Genomic DNA, 22,533 nt, shown 5'->3' on the forward strand with positions numbered 1-22,533 from the left:
ACATAATAAGGGGGATTTCTAATGTCTTGGAAGGAAAAATGGCAAAAGTGGAAATCATATGCCACATTAGATAAGCATTTACTGGAGAGGTTAATTAATATCGCAGAGGATGAACGAGAGCTTGAAGACTCTTTTTATAAAGACTTAACCTTTGGGACTGGTGGAATGCGAGGAATTCTAGGTCCTGGAACAAATCGAATGAATGTATATACAGTACGTAAAGCAGTGGAAGGCTTATCCCTTTATTTAGAGGAAAATGTAGTAGATGCCAAAGGCAAGGGCGTAGCTATTGCTTATGATTCTCGTTATATGTCACAAGCATTTGCAATCGAAGCGGCACGTGTTTTAGGTGCACATGGTATTCGCGCCTATGTGTTTGAATCATTAAGACCGACCCCACTCCTTTCCTTTGCTGTCCGTCATTTAAAAGCAGCTGCTGGGATCATGATAACGGCGAGTCACAACCCACCTGAGTATAATGGTTTTAAAGTTTACAATGAGGATGGTGGCCAAGTCCCGCTTAAAGAAGCAGCAGCAATTATTGAGAAAGTAAATCAAGTCCAAGACGAATTAAAAGTAAATGCAGAGGACCAGAAGAAATTAGAAGAAAATGGACTACTTCAATGGGTAGGCGAGGAAGTGGATACTGCTTATCTTGCCCAATTAAAAACTATTCAAAAACAGGAAAATAGTGAAAATAATCTGACGATCGTCTTTACACCACTTCATGGAACTGCTTATAATCTTGTGATGAAAGGGTTAGATCAGATTGGTTTTACGAATGTCCATGTTGTAGAAGAGCAAGCAAAGCCTGACCCAGAGTTTTCCACTGTCTCCTCACCGAACCCAGAAGAACATCAAGCATTTGAAATGGCGATAGACCTTGGTAAAAAGGTTAATGCCGATATTTTAATTGGTACAGATCCTGATGCAGATAGGCTAGGAATTGCAGTGAAGGATGGAAACGGTTCGTATCAAGTATTATCAGGCAACCAGCTTGGAACATTATTATTAGATTACACTCTTTCCCATACAGATGAAATAGAACGAGAAAATGGAAAACTAGTGAAAACCATTGTCACAACAGAAATGGGGAAAGCTGTTGCTACACATTATGGTGTTGATACTATAGATACCCTAACAGGATTTAAATTTATTGGGGAAAAAATAAAACAATTCGAATCTACGAATGATAAATTTTTGTTCGGTTACGAGGAAAGCTACGGCTATCTAATTGGAGACTTTGTACGAGATAAAGATGCAGTCCAGGCAGCAGTAGCAGCTAGTGAATTAGCAAACTATTGGAAGAAACAGGATAAGACTTTGTTAGAAGCTTTAGATATATTATATAAAGAACACGGTTTTTATTTAGAAGGCATGAAATCTCTTACGCTAAAAGGAAAAGATGGAGCAGAGCAAATTGCGAAAATCATGCAGGACATTCGTAACCATCCATTTGAAACATTAGGAGGATTACGCGTTGTCGCCATTGAAGACTATGAAACTAGTCTGCGTACTGTTCCTGCAGATAACTCTTCAGAGGAAATCGCACTTCCGAAAGAAAATGTCATGAAATTCATCTTAGAAAATGATGTTTGGGTTTGCTTCAGACCCTCGGGAACAGAACCAAAAATAAAAAGCTATTTTGGTGTAAAAACAACAAGTAAAGAAAGTAGTCAAACATTGCTAGACCATATCCAAGCAGAGGTCGAACAAAGAATGGATCAAATATTGAAGGATAAATAAATGCTAGAAGAACCCTTTATCACAGTGATAAGGGGTTTCTTTCCGTTCCATTCAAACAAATAGTTTTTCAAAGTGATTCATTTTTTCTACACTATAAACATGGAACACGTAGAAAGAAAAAAAGATATAGGTAAGAAAGGATGAGAAAAGTGGCAATTCATGAATTTACATTAGAAGCAACATGGCCAGGTGGAAGGAATGAAGTTGGAGAAATTAAGGCAGGGAATCTAAAAACAGAAATTTCAATTCCACCTGAAATGGATGGCCCTGGAATAGGAACAAACCCAGACGAAATGCTGTTAGGAGCTGCCGCGACTTGTTATTTAATTACAGTTGCAGCAATGATTGAACGGGCTCAATTACCATTAAAGCATATTTCTCTTAGTTCAGTCGGAGAAGTAGATGTCACAAATGGTGTTTTTACATATATTAAAATAACACATAAGCCTGTCGTAAAACTACAAGAGAATGCCACAGAAAAGCAATTCAATCAATTGGAAAAAATAATTTATCAGGCTGAATCATCTTGTATGATATCACGAGCAATAAAGGGAAATGTAGAAATAGCATTAGAAGAAAAGCTATCAATAGGATAGCTTTTCAGCGAAGAATTATTTTAAAGAAGCAGAACCATTGACAAATGAGTCAAAGCAGAGTAATATAATCAAAGTATTTTTATCGGATTTATAATATTAAGGAGGGGTAAAATGGAGACGATTTGGATACTAGTGAATATCGCTATTATGTTTTTATTTATAGGAATTCTTTTCTTTATGCAAAAAAAACATCTATCATTTAGTAAGCGTGTGTTTGCAGGTTTAGGATTAGGTATTTTACTAGGTGCATTATTACAAATTGTATATTCAACAGATTCGAATATAGTGAGTGTAACAACAGATTGGTACAATATATTAGGTAGAGGATATGTAAGATTATTAATGATGATTGTTATTCCATTAATATTAGTTTCAATTATTCAATCCATCATTAATTTAGAAAAATCAAAAGATCTAGGTAAGATGTCAGCATGGATTATTGGTATTCTTGTCACAACGGCTATGATTGCCGCAACTGTTGGTGTAACAAGTGCAACCATTTTTGACTTGAGTGCAGACCAAATTGATATGGGGCAAGCCGAAGAACAGCGAGGTTTAGATTTAGAGGAACGATTAGGATCAATAGAGGGAATGTCTACACCACAGAAAATCCTTGAATTTATTCCATCCAATCCATTTTTGGATATGACTGGTCAACGTGCAACCTCTACGATTGCTGTTGTCATCTTTTCCATTATAGTAGGGATTGCTGTACTCGGGGTTCGTAGAAAACAACCTGAACAAGCTGAAAAATTTGTGGAGATAATCAATGCCCTTTATGCGGTCGTCATGCGAATTGTGAAGATTATCCTACGTTTGACTCCATATGGTATTTTAGGATTAATGGCAAATACAGTAGCACAAACAGATATAGCCGGAATTATTGAATTAGGAAAATTTGTTGCAGCTTCCTATGTGGCGTTAATTAGCATGTTTATTATACATCTCATACTTCTCGCCATTTTTGGATTAAACCCGTTGACTTATACACGCAAGGTATTACCAGTATTAAGCTTTGCCTTTACGTCAAGATCAAGTGCTGGTACTATTCCTTTAACGATTCAAGTCCAAAAGGAAAACTTAGGTGTACACAGCGGTATTGCCAATATGTCGGCATCATTCGGTGCGACAATTGGTCAAAATGGATGTGCAGGAATCTATCCAGCAATGTTAGCTGTTATGATTGCTCCAACGCAAGGTATTGATCCATTGTCACCATCCTTCCTCTTGCAGCTTGTTCTAATCATTGGAATTAGTTCCTTTGGTGTTGCTGGAGTCGGTGGTGGAGCAACCTTTGCAGCATTAATTGTGCTATCATCCATGAATTTACCCGTTGCCTTAGCTGGTTTATTAATTACAGTAGAGCCACTTATTGATATGGGTCGAACTGCACTGAATGTTAATGATTCCATTCTATCAGGGACACTTACTTCCCGTATTATGAAAAAATTAAATATTAAAAATTACAATGATAAAGATTCGGTTAATAAAGATATAGCTATCTAAAAAAAACAAGTGGAGATAACTCTCCACTTGTTTTTTTGCTTGCGACAAGAAGCGAAGGAGTTCAGCTCCTTTCGCTTCTTGTCGCAAAGTCGCAAATATGCATGATGTTGGCAGAATTGCCTGTTCTTTGCCATAATATAGTTAAATGAAGGAGGAATGATCGATGAAAGAATCTTTGAAAAAATATGCAGAATTAGCATTACAAACCGGAGTCAACCTTCAAAAAGGACAAGGCCTGCTAATCCAAGCACCAATCGAAGCTGTTGAATTCGTGCGGATCGTCGTTAAACAAGCCTATGAAATGGGCGCAAAAAATGTCCATACTGAATGGAGTGATGACCAGCTTACATTACTTAAAATGACACATGCCCCGATGGAAGTTTTAGAAACATTTCCCGAATGGCGCAAAGAAGCAATGATCAGTATGGTGAAGGACGGCTATGCTGTGTTGAACATCTATGGGGAGAATCCCGATTTATTACAAGATATTGATGGTAAACGAATGGCTGCCGTTACTAAAGCTAGATCCAACGCACTGAAGGAATATCGCGAGTATATGATGAATGACAGAGCTCGTTGGTCTATTGTCGGTTACCCAACATTAGAGTGGGCGCAAAAAATTTTCCCAGACGATACAGCAGAAGCAGCAAAGGAAAAGCTTTGGAATGAAATCTTTCGCATTGCTCGAGTGGATAAGAATGATCCAATCAAGGCGTGGGAGCAACATAATGCAATTCTTAAAAAAGCTCGAGAATATCTAAATGAAAAAAATTATTCAAAGCTACACTTTACGGCAAAAGGAACAGATCTAACCATTGAATTACCAAAAGGCCATATATGGCATGGTGGTGCTGCAACGGCTACTGATAGAGTAGTGTTTAATCCTAATATTCCGACAGAGGAAGTTTTTACAATGCCACATAAATATGGTGTGAACGGAACCGTAACAAGCACAAAACCGCTAAGCTTCCAAGGACAATTGATTGAAGATTTCAGTCTAACATTTAAAGATGGAAAAGTAGTCGATTATCAGTGTGAAAAAGGGAAAGAGGCATTGAAGCATTTATTGGAGGCAGACGATGATGGTGCCTCACGACTGGGAGAAGTGGCATTAGTTCCGCATGAATCACCTGTATCTCAAGCAGGAATTATCTTCTTCAACACATTATTTGATGAAAATGCATCCTGTCATATTGCCCTTGGAAAGGCTTATCCGACCAATATAAAAGGTGGTTCAGAAATGAATGAGCAACAAATGGACCAGCATGGAGTGAACGATAGTATTGTTCATGAAGATTTTATGATTGGATCTGCGGACATGAATATCGATGGGATAACAGAGGATGGAACGGCAGAAGCAATATTCCGCAATGGTACATGGGCGATTAGCTTCTAAATAGCAATATTAAAATTAAATAAAGTTATGTTTCATTCCTTTTACTTAGGATTTACATTATCATAACAATATACTTATTTTCTTTTTAACTTCCTTTTTAGCGGGTAGAATAGAGTAAACTGTTTTATTGAGGGAGAAGAAGAATATGCAACGTGAAGCTTATTTCGATAATGCAAAGCTCCTTTTCATATTTCTTGTCGTGTTTGGACACTTAATCCAACCATTAAAAGAAAGCATAGAGTTAGTTAATGTTTTATATCAATGGATTTATTTATTCCATATGCCTGTATTTATCCTTATTAGTGGTTTCTTTGCAAAGGGAGCTAGTAACAAAGGTTATTTAATAAAATTATTTAAGCGAATTTTAGTTCCATATTTTATTTTTCAAATTCTGTATACGATCTATTTCTTAGGAATCGGTAAAAACGATTGGGATACAAGTCTTTATGATCCACAGTGGGGATTATGGTTCTTGCTAAGCTTATTTAGCTGGCACCTGTTGTTGATTGTATTCAAAAAAATACCTCCTATGATAGGTATTCCTCTTGCCTTTCTTATTGGAATCATGATTGGGTATTTACCAGTAATAGGGGAAGCATTTAGTTTATCTCGTACGTTTGTTTTCTTTCCGTTTTTCCTTATCGGATATTGGCTAACAAAGGAAAGACTATTTGCTTGGAAAAACCGAAAGAATCAAATAGTATCTGTCGCCATCTTATTCGTTGTCTTTCTAGTAAGCTATTTACAACCTAAGATTCCGACTGGCTGGTTATTTGGTTCCCATTCTTATCTAGATCTTGAACTACCATTTTACGGTGGTGCTGCACGATTTGGACTCTATCTTTTAGCCATTTTCATGGTATTTTCCGTATTATTACTAGTGCCAAAACAACGCTATTCTTTTACTAATCTAGGGCAAAATACGATGTATGTCTATCTATTACATGGCATCATTATTCAATACGGACGTGAAGCTGGTTTACTACAGCTAGATCATAACCTAGATACGATTGGTTTAGCAGTAATAGCTGCAGCGATTGTATGGTTCCTATCATCCAAATCGGTGGCAACCTTTACTCAGCCAATTGTAGAAGGAAAGACCACCCTTTTAGCAAAATGGTTTGAAAATCGAGAAAACAAATGGAAAAAAAGGGAACAGAGAGATGCTTATCCTACTTATAAGGAAAAGTCGTCATAAGCGACTTTTCCTTAAGTATATTGGTTTAAAATCCGATCAACCGCTCCGCCATAGCCTTCACCAAATATATTTAAATGAACTAGTAAATAGAAGAGCTGATAGATCGGTTTTATATCCTCATAATAATCTGGAAGAGGAAAGATAGCCTGATAGCTTTGATAAAAACTTGTAGGAAATCCGCCGAATAATTCGGTAAAAGCTATCTCAAAGGCGTGATCCCCATACAATATGGAGGGATCGATCAGATAAGGAATTCCTCTTGGTCCAGCTAACCAATTTCCACCCCAGAGATCACCATGAAGTAACGAAACCTTTGGCCTTTTAGGAATATAGTTGTCGAGCTTATCGATTAAGGTTTCCAAGCGACTTCTCCTCATTTGTGGCATGCTATCCCTTTGAATTCCAAGCTCTAATTGTGTTTGTAATCGCTGCTTTTGATAATATTCCACCCAGCTATCATACCAGCTATTTTCTTGGACTAGATCACCGACAAAGGTAGGTATGTCCAGTCCATATTGTGGTCCAGCTTCTGCTAGATGCATAGAAGCAAGGTTTTCACCTAGAAGGTTTCCATTAGCCTGTCTTTTATCTCCTGCTATCCATTCCATAATAAGCATAATTTCTTCATTATTTGTAGCGATATCATAATGGTATACCTTTGGTACGTTGATCGTGTTTGTCTGGCGAATTGCCTCTAACCCTTTTGCTTCTAATTGAAAAAAATCACTCGGAACCTTCTCGTTTGTTTTGATGAAATATTTATTTTTCTCTGTTTTAACATAGTAGGCATTATTAATATCCCCACCTGCAACAGAACGAAATTCCTTCACCTCTGATTTATCACCAATTTGCCGTAATTTTTCTTGCATGAAAATACCCCTTTAATATTGGATTACTTTTCTTCTGTTCTACGAAGATTGTATAATAGATAGTAAACGGACGCAAAAGGAGAATAGGTATGGCAATTACTGATCAACAAATCTTGAAAAAAATCATCCTGGAAAGTGAGCAAGCTCTTGAAAATGGTCGAATCAGAGAGCATGCCAAGGCAATTCATGCATTAACAGAATTGCTATTAGAAAAAGAAGCTCCTTCCTTAAGTACTTCTATCGATGAGGTGGAATGGCGTAAGATGGTTGGAGAAACCCCTAAGAAAACAAATGAAAAGGTAGATGTAGCAAAGGAAAATAGTGATTCCTTGCTTGATTTTTAACATAAGAGGAGTGTGTGAGAATGAAAATATTTTTATTACTTGGGATAATAAACGGATTTGTAGCAGTAGCGCTTGGGGCCTTTGGTGCTCATGGATTGGAAGGAAAGCTTTCGGAGAAAATGCTCCAAACCTGGGAAAAGGCAGTACAATATCAGATGTTCCATACAGTTGCTTTATTGGCTACAGGACTGTTAATGCCAAAAATAACTGCAGGTAGTATTGTCTCAGCAGGTTGGTTCTTTTTTGTTGGAATCCTCTTGTTTTCAGGAAGCTTATACATCTATTCAACAACTGCCATCAAAGCTTTTGCAATGATTACACCACTTGGAGGAGTCGCTTTTTTAATTGGATGGGTTTTATTAGGCTACGCAATTGTCAAATTTATATAAAGACTTCCATCAGTAGAGGGGGAATTCCCCTTAGCTGATGGCTAACTCTGAATAAAAAAACTACCACAGCGGAAGACAGCTGTGATAGGAGAATATTATAGAAATATTACTAATAAAGTAATTAAACCAAGACCACGCAAGAGCTGTTGGGAAAACAACAGCCTATTCTTGGATTGGTAAGCTTGTAAGGCCTCACCAAATAATACAATAGCAATACTAACAATGGCTATTGCGAATAACGTGATTGATTGAGTTTTCCATGCAAAGACTGCTATAACAATAGCAAAAAATAATATGGGTATAAGTACGTCGGTAGTAGAATTTATTTTCAATATAATGTGGTCACCTCAGTATCTGTAATTATCTCGGGGAATAGCTAGTATTTCCGATCGGATAATTGTAATTAATTTCTTCATCAAATGTAATGTAATCAAGATAAATCATTAACAATAAATATCTTCTATTGGTTTCAGGATCACTAAGAATAATGTGGTCACGACCAGCTGCCTCAATAATCCCTTTAAAAACCTTTGCATTCCAACGCTCATTATTTTCAAAAGTCATATATACCGTAGCGCGCTTTCCTTTATTCAATCGGAGAATATTTTCAATATAAGATTCCTGTAATGGTAGCATTCCTGGTACGTCTGATATAGATGGCTGTTGTGGAGACTGTTGCTGTGGCTGCTGCGGCATTTGTATTGATTGCTGACCATAGCTATATGGCTGATAGCCCATTCCATAATTCATTGACGGATTATATGGCATCCCCGCTCCTTGTTGCTGTCTGACTTGATTTTGCTCTTGATTCATTATGCAAAACTCCTCTCTAGTTCTACTAGTTGATATGTATGCGGGATATGCTATGAACATGCATAAAGAAGATAGAATTTTTGTTTGGAGGATAGCAATAGAAAAGAAATTCCCAGTGTCTAAATGTAGTAAAGTGAATTAAATGGAGGGGGAAGCGGATGAGAAAAGTAATCTTATCAATGGTTATGTCATTAGATGGATATGTGGCTGGTGAGAATGGTGATAGCTCATGGCATGTTATGGATCAGGAGATGGACGAGTACATGGAAAATCTTTTGGATAGTGCCGATACATTGCTTTATGGTCGCCGAGCGTACGAAATGATGATTCAGTATTGGCCATCAGCTGAATTTGACCCGAATAACTCGGAAGAAAGTCGCGCTTTTGCTAGAAAAATAAATCAAAAGAAGAAGGCAGTATTTACCCGAACACTTAATAAAGTGGAATGGAATGCCATAGCTGTGAAAGGAAATATAGCTTTCGAAGTAAGGAAGTGGAAGCAGCAACCTGGTCAAGACCTTGTACTGTTAGCAGGTGCAGATATTGCCCAAACATTTATCCAAGAAGATTTAATTGATGAATTTCGACTTATCCTCAATCCTGTTGTAATTGGTAACGGCGTCAGGTTATTTCATAACAGGATGCGAAAGCTAGAATTGATCGAAACTCATACATTTCAGTGTGGAAACGTGTTATTGGTGTACAAATAACCGAATAAGCGGCTGGGGCATAACAAGGAAGAAGGAGAATCCGAACCATCTTCTGAGGGAGCGGTTTCGGTGCACAAATATTAATGTTCGGATTTTCCTTCTTTACTACTCTTTTATTCCAGCCACCTGCATTTTAGTTTTAAACATGCAAATATGCTGGAATTTCTTCTGTACGTAAAATGTTGCCAACATAGAATGGGCCGAATTCACCATAGCGAGCACTGACAACATCAAAACGCATTTCATAAACAATCTTCTTAAGCTGGAGAACATCCTTAGCAAATAAAGTGACGCTCCATTCCCAATCATCAAAGCCCATAGAGCCTGTAATGATTTGCTTTACCTCACCAGCATATTTACGACCAGTAAAGCTATGCTCATACATAAGCTGACGGCGCTCATCGAACGGGAGCATATACCAATTATCATTTCCTTCACGACGCTTGTCCATTGGGTAAAAGCAAATATGTTCCCAGTTTGGTAGTTTCGGCTTTAATCGAGCACGAACACCAGGGTTGTCTTCGGGATTGTCATTCTCCTTGGACATATACTTAGATAATTCCACAACAGATACATAAGAATAGCTAGGCTTTGTAAATTCCGCAAATTTAGATTTATTAAAACGAAGCTCAATATCCCCAAGCTCCTGCATGGTTGGTCTTAAAATCATAAGAAGAATATCAGCTTTTTGACCCATAATGGAATAAAAGGCATGGCTCCCCTCTCGAGCTTCAGCTACTTGCTCCCAGCCAGTTAACATGTCCTGGAGCTCATGAACAGCCTGCTCTCTTTCTTGCTCGGTAGCGTTTTTCCATTTAGTCCAATCTATTGTACGAAGATCATGTAAACAATACCAGCCATCCATTGTTTCAACTGCTTCTGGCATAATTATCTCTCCTTTTTAACCATCTCTAGTTTTAATATAACACATTTGGGTAAATATAAGCATGGATAGGGAATTGCCTGATCTCTCCTTTTGACTCATTTTTGACAAAAATTTGAACAAGGAAAAAGAATTTCTAGATTAAAACGCCTTCATAATGGCAAATGCTTTAATTATTACACAAAAAGGCTTATGATATAATACAGATAATATTTTGGAGGGTTTATTTTATGAGCGATTTATTTGCTGAAATGAAAAGTAGATTGGACGGGAATCCTAGAAAAATCGTATTTCCTGAAGGATTGGATGAAAGAATTTTATCAGCAGTTGCGAAGCTAAACAAAGATGGATTTGTACAACCTGTATTAGTCGGAATAAAAGAAAAAATAGAACAGAGAGCAAAAGAATTACAGCTTGATATTACCGAAGCGACAATTTTGGACCCAAGCGAATACTCAGATTTTGACCAAATGGTAGCATCCTTTGTAGAAAGAAGAAAAGGGAAGGCAACGGAAGAAGATGCCCGCAAAATTCTTCTCGATGAGAATTACTTCGGAACAATGCTTGTCCATATGGGAAAAGCAGATGGCCTAGTTAGTGGTGCAGCACATTCGACAGCAGATACCGTAAGACCAGCACTACAAATTATTAAAACAAAAGAAGGGATTAAGAAGACATCTGGAGTTTTCATTATGGTTCGTGATGATGAAAAATATGTTTTTGCAGATTGTGCGATTAATATTGCACCAGATAGCCAGGATTTAGCAGAAATTGCTGTAAACAGTGCAGAAACTGCAAAATTATTTAATATCGATCCTCGTGTTGCTCTACTTAGCTTCTCAACCAAAGGTTCAGCGAAATCACCTGAAACAGAAAAAGTAGCAGAAGCAGCTGAAATTGCAAAAAATATTGCACCAGAGCTAGTATTAGATGGAGAGTTTCAATTTGATGCTGCCTTTGTTCCATCTGTTGCGGAAAAAAAAGCACCAGGATCTGTTCTTGCAGGAAAGGCAAATGTTTTTGTTTTCCCAGGCTTAGAAGCAGGGAATATTGGCTATAAAATAGCCCAAAGACTTGGTGGATTTGATGCAGTAGGACCTGTCCTACAAGGGTTGAATAAACCAGTAAATGATTTATCAAGAGGGTGTAGTGCAGAGGATGCTTATAAATTAGCTATCATCACAGCGGCCCAATCATTAGACGCACAGTGAGTTTAGGCTCATTGTGCTTTTTTACACGTTGGAAAAGTATAAAATTTCACAGCAGAAGTTTCGACGTAGCTGAAATTTTAAGGTACCAAGTATAAGAAAAACAAGGCATTCGCCAAAAGAAGAGCGATGCCTAGTTTTTCTAATGTTATACTACTTTCAAAGAAAGGAGTTAAAATTTTATAAAACGTGAACAGTATCAAGCATTATCATTTTGCCTTCCTGCTACACACCCCAAATTCTCCTCAATCCATGAACAATATCGAATCCTCGACGCTAGTCGATATGGAGAGAATTCCCTCGATTATTATTTCGATCTTTGCTCTATAGAAGGCAAAAAAGTTATCAAAGACTTACGTATAGTTGGGAAAACAGCTTTTCAAATCGACCGATTACTACTCACGCCAAGCTTTCTATGTTTACTAGAAGTAAAAAACATAACTGGAACGATTTATTTTGATCAAGATGCCCATCAGCTATATTGAGAAACGGAGGATAAAAACGATATTTTTCCGGCTCCTTTACTCCAAGTTGATTTACAAAAAGCGCAATTAAGAAGGTTTTTGTTAGAGTATTCCATCGATATCCCACCGATTTTTACTGCAAGTGTCTTCGTTCATCCAAATGCCCGCTTACTTTTACAGGATTATTCTGAGAGATCGAGAATTCTCACTGGAATCGCATTACCATCCTATCTCGAGAAACTAGCAAAAAAATATCCTCCAGTAATAACCAGTCATCAGGTGGAACTTCTATCAGGATTTTTAGAATCCCATCACCAGTCAGCGGTAATCAACATACTAGAAAAATATGAGGTTCTATGGGAAGATTTAATCAAAGGTGTTCGTTGTCCCTCGTGCAATCAATACGCAATGAAGCGTAATCGAATGCGTTGGGAATGCCCGCATTGTGGAACACGTAGTCAAAAAGCACATCTACGCGCATTATATGAACTAGCACTTTTAATGGATAATAGAATTACTAATCGAATGGCAAGAGAATTCCTTTCTTTAGATTCCACGAATGCGATGCAAAAGATCTTTGCAAGGGCAGGTATTTATAAATCAGGTATTTCCAAAAATGCAAGTTATTCAATTGATTTAATAAAGTGGCGGAAAAATCGATAAGAGTGGCGGTATTATAAGAAAAAGTGGCAGGATTAGCGCTCTAAGTGGCGGAAAAATCGATAAGAGTGGCGGTATTATAAGAAAAAGTGGCAGGATTAGCGCTCTAAGTGGCGGGAAAATCACCCATAATGGCGGGATTAAACAAAAAAGTGGCGAAATGAAAAGTCCAAGGAGGTGCTCGCCCATGATCCAAATCGAGAAAATCATCCTACATCGAATCAACATGCCTCTTCGTACACCATTTAAGAACAGTAGAAAGATAGTAAAAGAAAAAGATATCTTTGTAATCGAGCTAGTTGATCAGGACGGCTTGAGAGGCTTTGGTGAATCTGTTGCATTTCATACACCCTGGTATACAGAAGAAACGACCAATACAGTCTATACCATTATCAAGGAGGACCTGGCACCAATTGCAAAGTTGCAGCCATTCGATCATCCGAATACTTTTATACAAAAATGTGAGGGCGTGCGTCGCAATCATATGGCTAAGGCTGCAATCGAAGGAGCAATCTGGGATTTGTATGCTAAACGGGAGCATGTACCGCTTTATCGTGCAATAGGTGGGAGGACCGCACAAGTATCTGTAGGAGCGGCGATTGGGATAAAGAGGGATTTTCCAATCCTAAAGCAATCGATACAGACTGCACTCGATCAAGGCTATCAACGGATTAAATTGAAAATAAATCGAGAAAATGATCTTACTCTATTGGAAAAGGTACGCAATAGCTTCCCTGATATTAAGCTGATGGTAGATGCTAATTCCGCTTACACACTTCAGGACATAGAGCATTTAAAAAGCTTTGATCAATTTGATCTTATGATGATAGAACAGCCTCTAGCACAGGATGATTTTGTTGATCATGCTAAGCTTCAGGAAAAAATCCAAACACCTATATGCCTTGATGAAAGCATTCATACCTTATCAGATGCTAAGACAGCGATCGAGCTAAATAGCTGTAAGATCATCAGTATAAAGCTTGGCAGAGTCGGAGGCTTCACGAATGCAATCACCATTCATGATCTATGTGTAGCTCATCACATCCCGGTTTGGTGTGGTGGCATGCTTGAAGCTGGTGTTGGTAGAGCACAAAGTCTTGCCCTTGCAACACTACCAGGCTTCACCCTACCAGCAGATCCAGGTGCATCCAATCGTTATTGGCATCAAGATATCATCACTCCAGAAGTGGAGATTGAAAATGGTCAAATTACTTTGCTGGACAAGCCTGGTATCGGTTATGAAATTGATCATGAAGCATTAGCGAAATTCCGAATAGAAAAAATTGTTCTATAGCTCCAAAGAAAAAGCACTCGATCATCATCCGAGTGCTTTCTCATTACGCTCTATCATTTGCTTCATTCTTTTCTCAAAAACCACGAGTTCATCACCATATAAATCCTGTTCATAATAACTCCCTAAAAGCTTTAAAACTCTTTTCTTCGCATCTTCGACTGTCAGCACTTCTCCAAGCAATTCTGATAGGGAACGCATCGTATCTGGAACTACATCAGGATATGGAAATCGCTCATCTTTGACTGCTTGCCCGTGTGTATAAAATTTACGCACCAATTCAGCACGAGATCTGCCACTACCTTCTACACACAAATATATTTGAACGGCAATGCCATTTTTGACACGCCTCTGGGATATACCTGCAAATTTTTTTCCGCCAATACTTAAATCATAATCTCCCGGACAGTAAGAGCCCGTAATCTCATATGCTTCAATTTTATCTGTTAAATCGCCGTACATTTCCTGAACAAATGTAGTCATTAGCTCATAACCAGAATGTATGCCAAGCTCACGGGAGTCAGGCAGAACAAACGACCAATTTAATACACCACTATCTAATACAACTGCAAGGCCGCCAGAGTTGCGGACAACCACATCAAACCCTTCTTGTTGTAAAAAAGTTACTGCCTCCGCAATATTCGGAAGGCGACAATCCAGAATGCCGAGTACAACCGTATTATCATGCACCCAGAATCGACACGCCACCTCATCCTGCTGTCGGCCGATACTTTGACATAACGCATCATCCACCGCAAAGGATGCCATCGCTGTGCCCAAACTTGTGGGATTACTATGATCTATGAAGCGAATTTTTTTATCATCGAAAAACTTTAACATTACTAATCCTCATCTCTCCAATTGCTCTCTAAATAATGCTTTTCCTTAACTGTTTTCGTCCACTTAAATTTATATTATACTAGTAGTAAGAAAAAAGAGGAAGGTATATGCCATGGCTTATAAAGACGAACAGTTGCATGAAGAGAAAGTATTCAAGGATCCTGTCCACCGTTATGTGCATGTACGGGATCGGGTAATTTGGGATTTGATCGGGACAAGAGAATTCCAGAGATTAAGAAGAATCAAACAGCTAGGGACATCCTTTTTAACCTTTCATGGAGCGGAGCATAGTAGATTAAATCATTCTTTAGGAGTGTACGAGATTGTAAGAAGAGTCTTAGTTAATTTTGCGGACAGGCCTAATTGGAATCATGAAGAAAGGCTCCTATGCTTATGTGCTGCACTGCTTCATGATCTTGGGCATGGACCCTTTTCCCATTCTTTTGAGAAGGTGTTTAAGCTCGATCATGAGGAATTTACAAAGGCGATTATTTTAGGTGATACGGAGGTAAACAAAGTACTGAAAAAGGTTAGTAAAGACTTTCCACAGAAAGTAGCGGATGTCATTAACAAAACCTATGAGGACAAGCTTGTTGTTAGCCTAATATCAAGTCAAATAGATGCAGACAGAATGGATTACCTTCAGCGTGATGCTTATTTTACTGGTGTAAGCTATGGCCATTTTGACATGGAACGAATACTTAGGGTGATGCGTCCATATGAGGATCAGGTTGTCGTAAAAGAGTCAGGTATGCATGCGGTGGAAGATTACATTATGAGTCGTTACCAAATGTATTGGCAGGTTTATTTTCATCCAGTTACAAGAAGTGCTGAGGTTATTTTAACAAAAATTTTACATCGTGCGAAGGCGTTGTATGAAGAGGGGTATTCCTTTCAAATGGAGCCTACTCATTTCATTTCTCTTTTTGAAGAAAAGGTTTCTTTAAAGGACTATATTCAATTAGATGAAGCAGTCGTGTTGTATTATTTCCAAATGTGGGCAGATGAGAAGGATCCAATTTTAAAGGACTTGGCCTATCGCTTTGTCAATCGAAGGCTGTTTAAGTATGTGGAATTTAATCCGAATCTACAGATGAAGGAATGGATGGAATTGCATCAATTGTTTATCGATATTGGGTTAGATCCGGATTATTATTTAGTTGTTGATTCCTCCTCTGATTTACCATACGACTTTTATCGTCCTGGTGAAGAGGAAGAACGACTTCCCATCCATTTATTCATGCCAAATAAGGAATTACGTGAATTATCAAGGCAATCGGAAATTGTAGAGGCGATTTCAGGTAAGAAAAGAACGGACCATAAGCTGTACTATCCTCGGGACGTGATTTTACAGCTCCCAGACGATAGCCAAGAGAAAAAGAGAATACTTGCATTACTACATCATTCGGAATAATAGAAATAGGGGTGTTATCATTGTTAGATAATCATGCAAAACTCGTAAAGGTGATTGCATCATCTGCAGGGATCGTTGGTAGAAAAAAGCTACAAAAAATTATTTATATCATGAAAAAGCTAGGGTATCCTTTTGAAGAAAAGTACACTTTTCATTTTTATGGCCCATATTCGGAGGAATTGTCGTTAAGGATGGAGGAATTGACTAACTTAGGCTTTGTCTCAGAAGTAAAAGAGTCGAAAAGCAATTATTACCAATATCGTTATCAGGTAACGGAGGAGGGGGAGAATTTTTTGGAGCATTCTCCTGTAGATTTGTCAAACCTCGAGGCCATTGTCAATGATATGAATGAAAAAAGCTCTCGTTTTTTGGAGCTTGTCGCCACCATGCTTTATTTTGATGATTTAGATAAAGCAGATACGGAGAGAAAAGTACAAGAAGTGAAGAAAAAATCCAATTATACAAAGGAAGATATGAAGGAAGCATGGGAATTTATCGAAAAGATCAAGCATTAGCAAAAGCTGACCGCTACGGATTATTGTAGCGGTCTTTTTCCTTCAGTAAGGTATCTAATTTTTCTTCGATGCGATCTAATTGCTTATTAGACAATTTTTGTCTGAATATTTTGGATATCATAAAAGCAATCAATAGCAAAACTAAAACAAAGGTAATTATTAAGTAGACCATGGTTCCATGAGAACCGCCAATAAAAGTAAATAAAGAGAATGGCATCAATCCATCACATCCTTTTAACTAGTGTGATCAAAGCTTCAATCCACTAATCGTTTTCCACCAACTCCATAATTCCGTTTGTCAATATCCTCGACAAATACAACAACTTTTTCTCGATTGGCACCTGTTGTTTCTACAACGGCATCAGTTACTTTTTCAATTAAGGCTTTTCTTTGCTCATCTGTTCTACCTTCTAGCATTTGTATCGTTACGTATGGCATATGTCATCACTCCTTGATCAAGATATAAACATACTTATTATTGTAGCGTAAATGTGAAATCAGCGAAACAAAATGCTACAATAACAGTAAATGGATTTAGGCTAGGAGGTTTACGATAGATGAGTGATCAAAAAAATTCTAATAATAAGAAGAAATCTAATCAATTCACTATCATGAAGGATGATTCTACAGACGGTCATGGTGGGTATGGAGTTGGTTCGATAAGCTTAGAAAATATTTCTCCTGTCATCATCGATCCAAATGAAGACAGAGCATTTGTGGATATGGGGGCAATGCACGCAAGAAGTGAGGTAGAAAGAAGGGTGAAATTTATCCCTAATAAAGAGGAAGTTCCAAATGGGAAATTATATTGGATCGTATGGGTCACGGTTGAAAGAGGAGAAGAAGGACCGTATTATCATGGGGTAGCAGGTAGTGAAATTCGTGTCGATCGATCGATAAAGCGCGCCTATAAGTCTATGCCAGAACATGTAAATCATATGGATAAATCAATGAAGGGGCATTATATTGTGGAACATATGGATGAAAAATCCCTCAAGCTCTTGGCTGATTTTTTACGTGATTATAAGCCAGAAATGTGGGAACGATCTCCAGAAGAATTAAAACAGGTTTTACCAAAATAATGAACACTTTGTGAACAATTTCTGAACTTTCTATATTATACTTGTCCAAAGCAAGCGTTATTGATTAAAATAATACACACATGGTAACTCTTCGTTACTAGGACTGGAAAAGGGCCGGGCATTCGCCTGGCCTTTTTTCATGACTGAATAAATAAGCATCCACTTCTACTTGGACGCTCTTAACTAAAAGATCCCGATCACTGAAGAATCCCATCCCAGCAAAATGGAGTTATATCCTTTATAAAGTGCATTTCAAACGAGGAATCCAGCGAAATGGAGTTTATAAGCTTTATAAAGCGCATTTCAAACGAAGAAAACCAGCAAAATGGAGTTTATAAGCTTTATAAAGCGCAATTTAAACGGAGTATCCCAGCGAAATGGGGTTTATAAGCTTTATAAAGCGCATTTCAAACGAAGAAAACCAGCGAAATGGAGTTTATAAGCTTTATAAAGCGCATTTCAAACGAAGAAACTCAGCGAAATGAAGTTTATCCCCTCTATAAAACTCACTTCTTGCCAGAAATGCCTCTCAAATGGAGTTAATAAGCTATTTCTAATGCAAGCCTCGACGCCAAACGGTCTCCGTCACTATTCTGTTACAGTCGAATTATCGCCAAACCAGAGCCAATCCCACCAATCCTCTAAAAATGGATCGTCCTCGGTGATTTCCTTTAGTTCCTCTGAATTTTCTTCATTGATTTCTTCCAAATGGGAAGTACAGTATTGAGATGGTTGGGTTCCTTTGATAAAAGGCATCGTATATGCTTCTCCACACTCATCTGTTGCTAGTAAACCAGTATTAAGGTCGATCGGGACTTCGATAATGTTTTCAGGTGGCTTGCTTTCTGTTACTGGGATGCTCTCATGAGCTTTCTCCATAAAATTAGCCCAAATTTCCTTGGAGAAATGCTCCTCAGAAACCTTTTCAATCGAGCGATTATCGTCATAGCCAATCCAGACACCAGCTACTAATTCAGGGCTAAAGCCGACCATCCAGCTATCTGATTCCGTTGTTCCCGATTTACCAGCATAATCGTGTGTTAGTTGGTCTGCTATTGAGGCACCTGTTACACTCATATAGCCATTGAGCTCCTGGTCAAACATTCCCTTCATCATATCGGTCAAAATATAAGTAAGAGCAGGCTTCAGCAGTTGATTTGTCTCTTTTTTCGAGAAAAACGGAAAACCTCCAGCTTCTTCCTTGGGCTCTTCGTACTGATAAATTACATTTCCTTGTGAATCTGTTACTTTTTCGATCACATGAGAATTCACTTTTTTACCACCATTTGCAATAATACTATAGCCTGTTACCATTTCCTTTACACTGACAACCTCTGTACCAAGAGCAAGCGAAGCAACAGGTTCAAGTGGACTTTCGATGGCGAACTTTTCCTTTGCAATCCGCGCGAATCGTTCAGGTGTCACATACAGATTTGTCTTAACCGCAAAAATATTATCAGATAAGGCAACTGCCTGCGCCATCGTAATCGGAGCATTTGCATAATAGTTATTAAAATTGCTTGGCTGATAGCTTTGACCATTTTCTAGAGCAAAGGTTGTCGGCTTACTCATCATCGTCGTCGCAGCTGTCATGCCATTTTCCAAAGCGGCATAATAGAGAAATGGTTTAAAAGAGGAGCCTGGCATACGTTTTGCCTGAACTGCCCGATTAAAGGAGGATGCTTCATAATTTTGACCCCCTACAAGTGCAGTTATCCCACCAGTATCAGGGTCCATTGCGACAGCACCTACTTGGATTTCTCCATTGTTGAGAACAGATTCACTGGCTGTTTGCAAAGCTAGCTGCTGGTCTGTCTCCAATGTTGTATAAACCTTATAGCCACCAGAACGAATCTCTTCCATATTTAAATCGAGCAATGATTTCAGTTCCTCGACCACAATATCCTGAAAATAAGGAGCAATACTGTTTTTTACAATCATACGGTCATCGGAAAAATTTAATTTTTCGTTTATTGCCGCATCATATGTTGCTTGATCGATCACATCATTCTCCAGTAAATTTTCTAAAATAAAGGCTTGTCTTTGTTTGGCATTTTCTAAATCATGAAAGGGAGAATAGATGGACGGCCCCTTAGGTATACCTGCAAGCAAAGTAGCTTCTGCCCAGCTTAAATCCTTTGCTGACTTGTTAAAATAATATTTACTAGCAGCCTCAATCCCATAGGCGCCATGTCCATAATAAATCGTATTTAAATAACCTTCTAAAAGCTCATCTTTATCATAGAACATTTCTAACCTAATAGTGTAAAAAGCTTCATATAGCTTACGTTTCCAGGTTTTTTCATGTGATAGGAAGAGATTTCGAGCATATTGCTGGGTGATCGTACTTGCCCCTTCTTTTAACGACATTGTCTGGATATCCTTAACAATAGCTCCCGCAAGTCTCTTAAAGTCAAAGCCAAGATGATCATAAAAATGCTGATCCTCTGTCCAAACAATGGCTTTTTCTAACTTGTCATCAATTTCGTCCAAGTCCACCCAATACCTCTTTTCAGATCCGTATTCCTCCCCGATTACTTCTTGATCTGAGCTATAATAGATGGTGTTTTCCGCACGTTCAAGTGAAGGAGGACCTAGTATAAAGCTTGCCCCGATTAAGAAAACAAAGGAAGAAGCCCCGACTAAAAACATAAAGAAGCCCCATTTTAGCCATCTTTTTTTCCTTCTTCTTCTCCTTCTGCGCATAGGTGTCCCCTCCTTCAATAAGCTTATATTTGGTATTATGGGAAATTTCTAAAAATAATAAACATAAAGAGACAAGAAAAACTTGATTTTTTAGAAAAAATCTCTAAAATAGTATTGTTTAATCTAACTAATAGATGGTTGTTTGAATATAGATAGGAGAAGATGATGAATGGGATTATGGTTTACGGAAAAACAAACAGAAAACTTTGGAATCACTGCGAAGGTTAATCGAACACATCATACAGAGCAAACCGATTTCCAGAAGTTAGATATGGTTGAAACGGCGGAATGGGGGAATATGCTCCTTTTAGATGATATGGTCATGACTACCGAAAAGGATGAATTTGTATACCATGAGATGGTCGCACATGTCCCTCTATTTACCCACCCTAATCCTAAAAAGGTATTGGTAGTTGGAGGAGGAGATGGTGGAGTGATCCGCGAGATTCTCAAACATCCGTCCGTGGAAAAAGCCGTATTGGTTGATATTGATGGGAAAGTAATGGAATATTCAAAGAAATATTTACCGACTATTGCTGGAAAGTTATCTGATCCTCGAGTGGAGGTGCGTGTAGCAGATGGTTTTGTTCATATTGCCGAAAGCAAAAAAGCGTATGACGTTATTATGGTGGATTCAACAGAACCAGTTGGCCCTGCTGTTAATCTTTTTACAAAAGGCTTTTATGCTGGAATTGCTAATGCATTAAAAGATGACGGACTCTTTGTTGCACAAACAGATAATCCTTGGTTCAAATCTGATTTAATTCGCCAGGTATTTCAGGATGTAGCGGAGATATTCCCTGTAACTAGACTATATACTGCCAATATTCCGACATATCCTAGTGGTCTATGGACCTTTACATTAGGAAGCAAAATCCATGATCCCTTAAAGGTTAAGGAAGAACGCTTCTTTGACATAGAGACGAAATATTACACAAAGGACCTTCACTTTGCAAGCTTTGTCCTACCGAAATTTGTAAAAGATTTAACAGATAAATAGGGGGTGAAAGGTATGCGTTTTGATGAAGCCTATTCTGGAAAGGTATTTATACTATCACGACAAAACCATGAGAAGGCAGATGTTATTTTATATGGAATGCCGATGGACTGGACAGTAAGCTTTCGTCCGGGTTCGCGCTTTGGTCCCAATCGCATCAGAGAAGCATCAATTGGCTTAGAAGAATATAGCCCTTATTTAGATCGTCATTTAGAAGAAGTGAACTATTTCGATGCAGGGGATATCCCACTTCCGTTTGGAAATGCTGAGCGCAGTCTAGAAATGATAAAAGCCTATGTCCGCAAAATTTTGGCAAAAGGAAAATTTCCGCTTGGATTAGGTGGTGAGCATTTAGTGAGCTGGCCAATCCTTGAAGCAATGTTTGAAAAATATCCAGATCTTGCTGTCATTCATATTGATGCCCATGCTGATTTGCGGATCGAATATGAAGGAGAAGAATTGTCTCACTCAACTCCGATTCGAAAAGTTTGTGAAAAATTTGGTGCAGAGAATGTTTATTCATTTGGGATTCGATCAGGCATGCGAGAAGAATTTCAATACGCAAAGGAAAGCGGCATGTATATGGCAAAATTTGAAGTAGTAGAACCACTAAGAAAAGTATTACCGACACTGCTTCATCGCCCGATATATGTCACAATTGATATCGATGTATTAGATCCGGCCTATGCGCCTGGTACAGGGACTGCTGAAGCAGGCGGGATTACTTCAAAGGAATTATTGGAGGCTATCCATCTAATTGCAAAATCCGGGGTTTCTATTGTAGGTGCAGATCTGGTGGAGGTTGCTCCAGTATATGATCCGACAGAAAAAACAGCAATCGCAGCAAGCAAATTCATTCGGGAAATTCTTTTGGGCTGGGTAAAATAACCGGCAGTTACTTTCTAG

Annotated in this window: 24 protein-coding genes; 17 read left to right on the plus strand and 7 right to left on the minus strand. The window is 38.3% G+C overall.

From position 1 onward, the window contains the following. Positions 1-21: 21 nt before the first annotated feature. The 5 genes from ACZ5R4_RS15935 (at position 22) to ACZ5R4_RS15955 (ending at position 6,442) form a co-directional block, all read left to right on the plus strand. Positions 22-1,746, plus strand: a complete 1,725-nt coding sequence (locus tag ACZ5R4_RS15935; protein ID WP_464367607.1) for a phospho-sugar mutase — start codon at positions 22-24, stop codon at positions 1,744-1,746. A 149-nt stretch (positions 1,747-1,895) separates the two neighbouring features. Next, a complete protein-coding gene (locus ACZ5R4_RS15940; RefSeq protein ID WP_054861251.1) occupies positions 1,896-2,342 on the plus strand; it encodes an OsmC family protein in 447 nt (148 codons plus the stop codon). 111 nt (positions 2,343-2,453) lie between these two features. Further along, positions 2,454-3,848, plus strand: a complete 1,395-nt coding sequence (locus tag ACZ5R4_RS15945; RefSeq protein WP_109985448.1) for an L-cystine transporter — start codon at positions 2,454-2,456, stop codon at positions 3,846-3,848. A 163-nt stretch (positions 3,849-4,011) separates the two neighbouring features. Continuing rightward, entirely contained in the window at positions 4,012-5,244 is a 1,233-nt protein-coding gene (locus ACZ5R4_RS15950) for an aminopeptidase (RefSeq protein WP_109985447.1), read from the plus strand. Positions 5,245-5,389: 145 nt separating this feature from the next. Next, entirely contained in the window at positions 5,390-6,442 is a 1,053-nt protein-coding gene (locus ACZ5R4_RS15955) for an acyltransferase family protein (RefSeq protein WP_464367608.1), read from the plus strand. 11 nt (positions 6,443-6,453) lie between these two features. On the opposite strand, the gene ACZ5R4_RS15960 is transcribed toward ACZ5R4_RS15955, so the two are convergent. Then, a complete protein-coding gene (locus ACZ5R4_RS15960; RefSeq protein WP_109985445.1) occupies positions 6,454-7,311 on the minus strand; it encodes a fructosamine kinase family protein in 858 nt (285 codons plus the stop codon). Positions 7,312-7,400: 89 nt separating this feature from the next. On the opposite strand from ACZ5R4_RS15960, the gene ACZ5R4_RS15965 reads away from it, so the two are divergent. After that, positions 7,401-7,655 (plus strand): DUF5327 family protein, encoded by a 255-nt coding sequence (locus tag ACZ5R4_RS15965; RefSeq protein WP_054788607.1) that lies wholly within the window; start codon positions 7,401-7,403, stop codon positions 7,653-7,655. Between the two features lie 20 nt (positions 7,656-7,675). Continuing rightward, positions 7,676-8,044, plus strand: coding sequence for a DUF423 domain-containing protein (locus ACZ5R4_RS15970; RefSeq protein WP_054861247.1), 369 nt, complete (start codon positions 7,676-7,678; stop codon positions 8,042-8,044). A gap of 360 nt (positions 8,045-8,404) precedes the next feature. Here ACZ5R4_RS15970 and gerQ read toward each other — a convergent pair whose 3' ends face one another. Beyond that, a complete protein-coding gene (gerQ, locus tag ACZ5R4_RS15975) occupies positions 8,405-8,857 on the minus strand; it encodes a spore coat protein GerQ (protein ID WP_464367609.1) in 453 nt (150 codons plus the stop codon). A 158-nt stretch (positions 8,858-9,015) separates the two neighbouring features. Here gerQ and ACZ5R4_RS15980 point away from each other — a divergent pair, with 158 nt between their 5' ends. Then, positions 9,016-9,567, plus strand: coding sequence for a dihydrofolate reductase family protein (locus ACZ5R4_RS15980; RefSeq protein WP_054788609.1), 552 nt, complete (start codon positions 9,016-9,018; stop codon positions 9,565-9,567). A gap of 139 nt (positions 9,568-9,706) precedes the next feature. On the opposite strand, the gene hemQ is transcribed toward ACZ5R4_RS15980, so the two are convergent. Continuing rightward, positions 9,707-10,453 (minus strand): hydrogen peroxide-dependent heme synthase, encoded by a 747-nt coding sequence (hemQ, locus tag ACZ5R4_RS15985; RefSeq protein WP_054788610.1) that lies wholly within the window; start codon positions 10,451-10,453, stop codon positions 9,707-9,709. Between the two features lie 227 nt (positions 10,454-10,680). On the opposite strand from hemQ, the gene pta reads away from it, so the two are divergent. The 4 genes from pta to menC all read left to right on the plus strand — a co-directional run bounded on the left by pta (position 10,681) and on the right by menC (position 14,076). Beyond that, positions 10,681-11,661 carry a phosphate acetyltransferase gene (pta, locus tag ACZ5R4_RS15990; RefSeq protein ID WP_109985441.1) on the plus strand — a complete coding sequence of 327 codons (981 nt, stop codon included), beginning with the start codon at positions 10,681-10,683 and terminating at the stop codon, positions 11,659-11,661. A 263-nt stretch (positions 11,662-11,924) separates the two neighbouring features. Further along, on the plus strand, positions 11,925-12,143 hold the full coding sequence (locus ACZ5R4_RS15995; protein ID WP_464368503.1) for a nuclease-related domain-containing protein: 219 nt from the start codon (positions 11,925-11,927) through the stop codon (positions 12,141-12,143). Positions 12,144-12,221: 78 nt separating this feature from the next. Then, positions 12,222-12,785 carry a hypothetical protein gene (locus ACZ5R4_RS16000; protein WP_054861245.1) on the plus strand — a complete coding sequence of 188 codons (564 nt, stop codon included), beginning with the start codon at positions 12,222-12,224 and terminating at the stop codon, positions 12,783-12,785. A gap of 184 nt (positions 12,786-12,969) precedes the next feature. After that, the gene (gene menC, locus ACZ5R4_RS16005; RefSeq protein ID WP_464367610.1) at positions 12,970-14,076 is read left to right on the plus strand and encodes an o-succinylbenzoate synthase; all 1,107 of its coding nucleotides are present in this window, start codon (positions 12,970-12,972) and stop codon (positions 14,074-14,076) included. Positions 14,077-14,100: 24 nt separating this feature from the next. On the opposite strand, the gene ACZ5R4_RS16010 is transcribed toward menC, so the two are convergent. Continuing rightward, a complete protein-coding gene (locus ACZ5R4_RS16010; RefSeq protein ID WP_054861244.1) occupies positions 14,101-14,913 on the minus strand; it encodes a lipoate--protein ligase family protein in 813 nt (270 codons plus the stop codon). A gap of 112 nt (positions 14,914-15,025) precedes the next feature. Here ACZ5R4_RS16010 and ACZ5R4_RS16015 point away from each other — a divergent pair, with 112 nt between their 5' ends. Both ACZ5R4_RS16015 and ACZ5R4_RS16020 read left to right on the plus strand, forming a co-directional pair. Beyond that, a complete protein-coding gene (locus ACZ5R4_RS16015; RefSeq protein WP_464367611.1) occupies positions 15,026-16,327 on the plus strand; it encodes an HD domain-containing protein in 1,302 nt (433 codons plus the stop codon). A gap of 20 nt (positions 16,328-16,347) precedes the next feature. Continuing rightward, a complete protein-coding gene (locus ACZ5R4_RS16020) occupies positions 16,348-16,842 on the plus strand; it encodes a YwgA family protein (RefSeq protein ID WP_109985438.1) in 495 nt (164 codons plus the stop codon). A 13-nt stretch (positions 16,843-16,855) separates the two neighbouring features. Here ACZ5R4_RS16020 and ACZ5R4_RS16025 read toward each other — a convergent pair whose 3' ends face one another. Next, positions 16,856-17,062 carry a hypothetical protein gene (locus ACZ5R4_RS16025; protein WP_146202445.1) on the minus strand — a complete coding sequence of 69 codons (207 nt, stop codon included), beginning with the start codon at positions 17,060-17,062 and terminating at the stop codon, positions 16,856-16,858. 35 nt (positions 17,063-17,097) lie between these two features. Continuing rightward, positions 17,098-17,280, minus strand: a complete 183-nt coding sequence (locus ACZ5R4_RS16030) for a 2-hydroxymuconate tautomerase (RefSeq protein WP_054788613.1) — start codon at positions 17,278-17,280, stop codon at positions 17,098-17,100. Positions 17,281-17,399: 119 nt separating this feature from the next. On the opposite strand from ACZ5R4_RS16030, the gene ACZ5R4_RS16035 reads away from it, so the two are divergent. Beyond that, positions 17,400-17,924 (plus strand): YwhD family protein, encoded by a 525-nt coding sequence (locus tag ACZ5R4_RS16035; RefSeq protein ID WP_109985437.1) that lies wholly within the window; start codon positions 17,400-17,402, stop codon positions 17,922-17,924. 588 nt (positions 17,925-18,512) lie between these two features. Here ACZ5R4_RS16035 and ACZ5R4_RS16040 read toward each other — a convergent pair. Continuing rightward, the gene (locus ACZ5R4_RS16040) at positions 18,513-20,630 is read right to left on the minus strand and encodes a transglycosylase domain-containing protein (protein WP_464367612.1); all 2,118 of its coding nucleotides are present in this window, start codon (positions 20,628-20,630) and stop codon (positions 18,513-18,515) included. Positions 20,631-20,799: 169 nt separating this feature from the next. On the opposite strand from ACZ5R4_RS16040, the gene speE reads away from it, so the two are divergent. Both speE and speB read left to right on the plus strand, forming a co-directional pair. Next, positions 20,800-21,630 carry a spermidine synthase gene (gene speE / locus ACZ5R4_RS16045; RefSeq protein WP_054861239.1) on the plus strand — a complete coding sequence of 277 codons (831 nt, stop codon included), beginning with the start codon at positions 20,800-20,802 and terminating at the stop codon, positions 21,628-21,630. 12 nt (positions 21,631-21,642) lie between these two features. Further along, a complete protein-coding gene (gene speB, locus ACZ5R4_RS16050) occupies positions 21,643-22,515 on the plus strand; it encodes an agmatinase (protein WP_054788788.1) in 873 nt (290 codons plus the stop codon). Positions 22,516-22,533 lie beyond the last annotated feature (18 nt).

This window comes from Gracilibacillus sp. JCM 18860 (assembly GCF_055395245.1).

Bases quoted from the DNA above. Each gene is read 5' to 3' on its own strand.
- ACZ5R4_RS15935 (WP_464367607.1), top strand. From the start codon at position 22: ATGTCTTGGAAGGAAAAATGGCAAAAGTGGAAATCATATGCCACATTA.
- ACZ5R4_RS15945 (WP_109985448.1), top strand. From the start codon at position 2,454: ATGGAGACGATTTGGATACTAGTGAATATCGCTATTATGTTTTTATTT.
- ACZ5R4_RS15950 (WP_109985447.1), top strand. From the start codon at position 4,012: ATGAAAGAATCTTTGAAAAAATATGCAGAATTAGCATTACAAACCGGA.
- ACZ5R4_RS15955 (WP_464367608.1), top strand. From the start codon at position 5,390: ATGCAACGTGAAGCTTATTTCGATAATGCAAAGCTCCTTTTCATATTT.
- ACZ5R4_RS15960 (WP_109985445.1), bottom strand. From the start codon at position 7,311: ATGCAAGAAAAATTACGGCAAATTGGTGATAAATCAGAGGTGAAGGAA.
- ACZ5R4_RS15965 (WP_054788607.1), top strand. From the start codon at position 7,401: ATGGCAATTACTGATCAACAAATCTTGAAAAAAATCATCCTGGAAAGT.
- ACZ5R4_RS15970 (WP_054861247.1), top strand. From the start codon at position 7,676: ATGAAAATATTTTTATTACTTGGGATAATAAACGGATTTGTAGCAGTA.
- gerQ (WP_464367609.1), bottom strand. From the start codon at position 8,857: ATGAATCAAGAGCAAAATCAAGTCAGACAGCAACAAGGAGCGGGGATG.
- ACZ5R4_RS15980 (WP_054788609.1), top strand. From the start codon at position 9,016: ATGAGAAAAGTAATCTTATCAATGGTTATGTCATTAGATGGATATGTG.
- hemQ (WP_054788610.1), bottom strand. From the start codon at position 10,453: ATGCCAGAAGCAGTTGAAACAATGGATGGCTGGTATTGTTTACATGAT.
- pta (WP_109985441.1), top strand. From the start codon at position 10,681: ATGAGCGATTTATTTGCTGAAATGAAAAGTAGATTGGACGGGAATCCT.
- menC (WP_464367610.1), top strand. From the start codon at position 12,970: ATGATCCAAATCGAGAAAATCATCCTACATCGAATCAACATGCCTCTT.
- ACZ5R4_RS16010 (WP_054861244.1), bottom strand. From the start codon at position 14,913: ATGTTAAAGTTTTTCGATGATAAAAAAATTCGCTTCATAGATCATAGT.
- ACZ5R4_RS16015 (WP_464367611.1), top strand. From the start codon at position 15,026: ATGGCTTATAAAGACGAACAGTTGCATGAAGAGAAAGTATTCAAGGAT.
- ACZ5R4_RS16030 (WP_054788613.1), bottom strand. From the start codon at position 17,280: ATGCCATACGTAACGATACAAATGCTAGAAGGTAGAACAGATGAGCAA.
- ACZ5R4_RS16035 (WP_109985437.1), top strand. From the start codon at position 17,400: ATGAGTGATCAAAAAAATTCTAATAATAAGAAGAAATCTAATCAATTC.
- ACZ5R4_RS16040 (WP_464367612.1), bottom strand. From the start codon at position 20,630: ATGCGCAGAAGGAGAAGAAGAAGGAAAAAAAGATGGCTAAAATGGGGC.
- speE (WP_054861239.1), top strand. From the start codon at position 20,800: ATGGGATTATGGTTTACGGAAAAACAAACAGAAAACTTTGGAATCACT.
- speB (WP_054788788.1), top strand. From the start codon at position 21,643: ATGCGTTTTGATGAAGCCTATTCTGGAAAGGTATTTATACTATCACGA.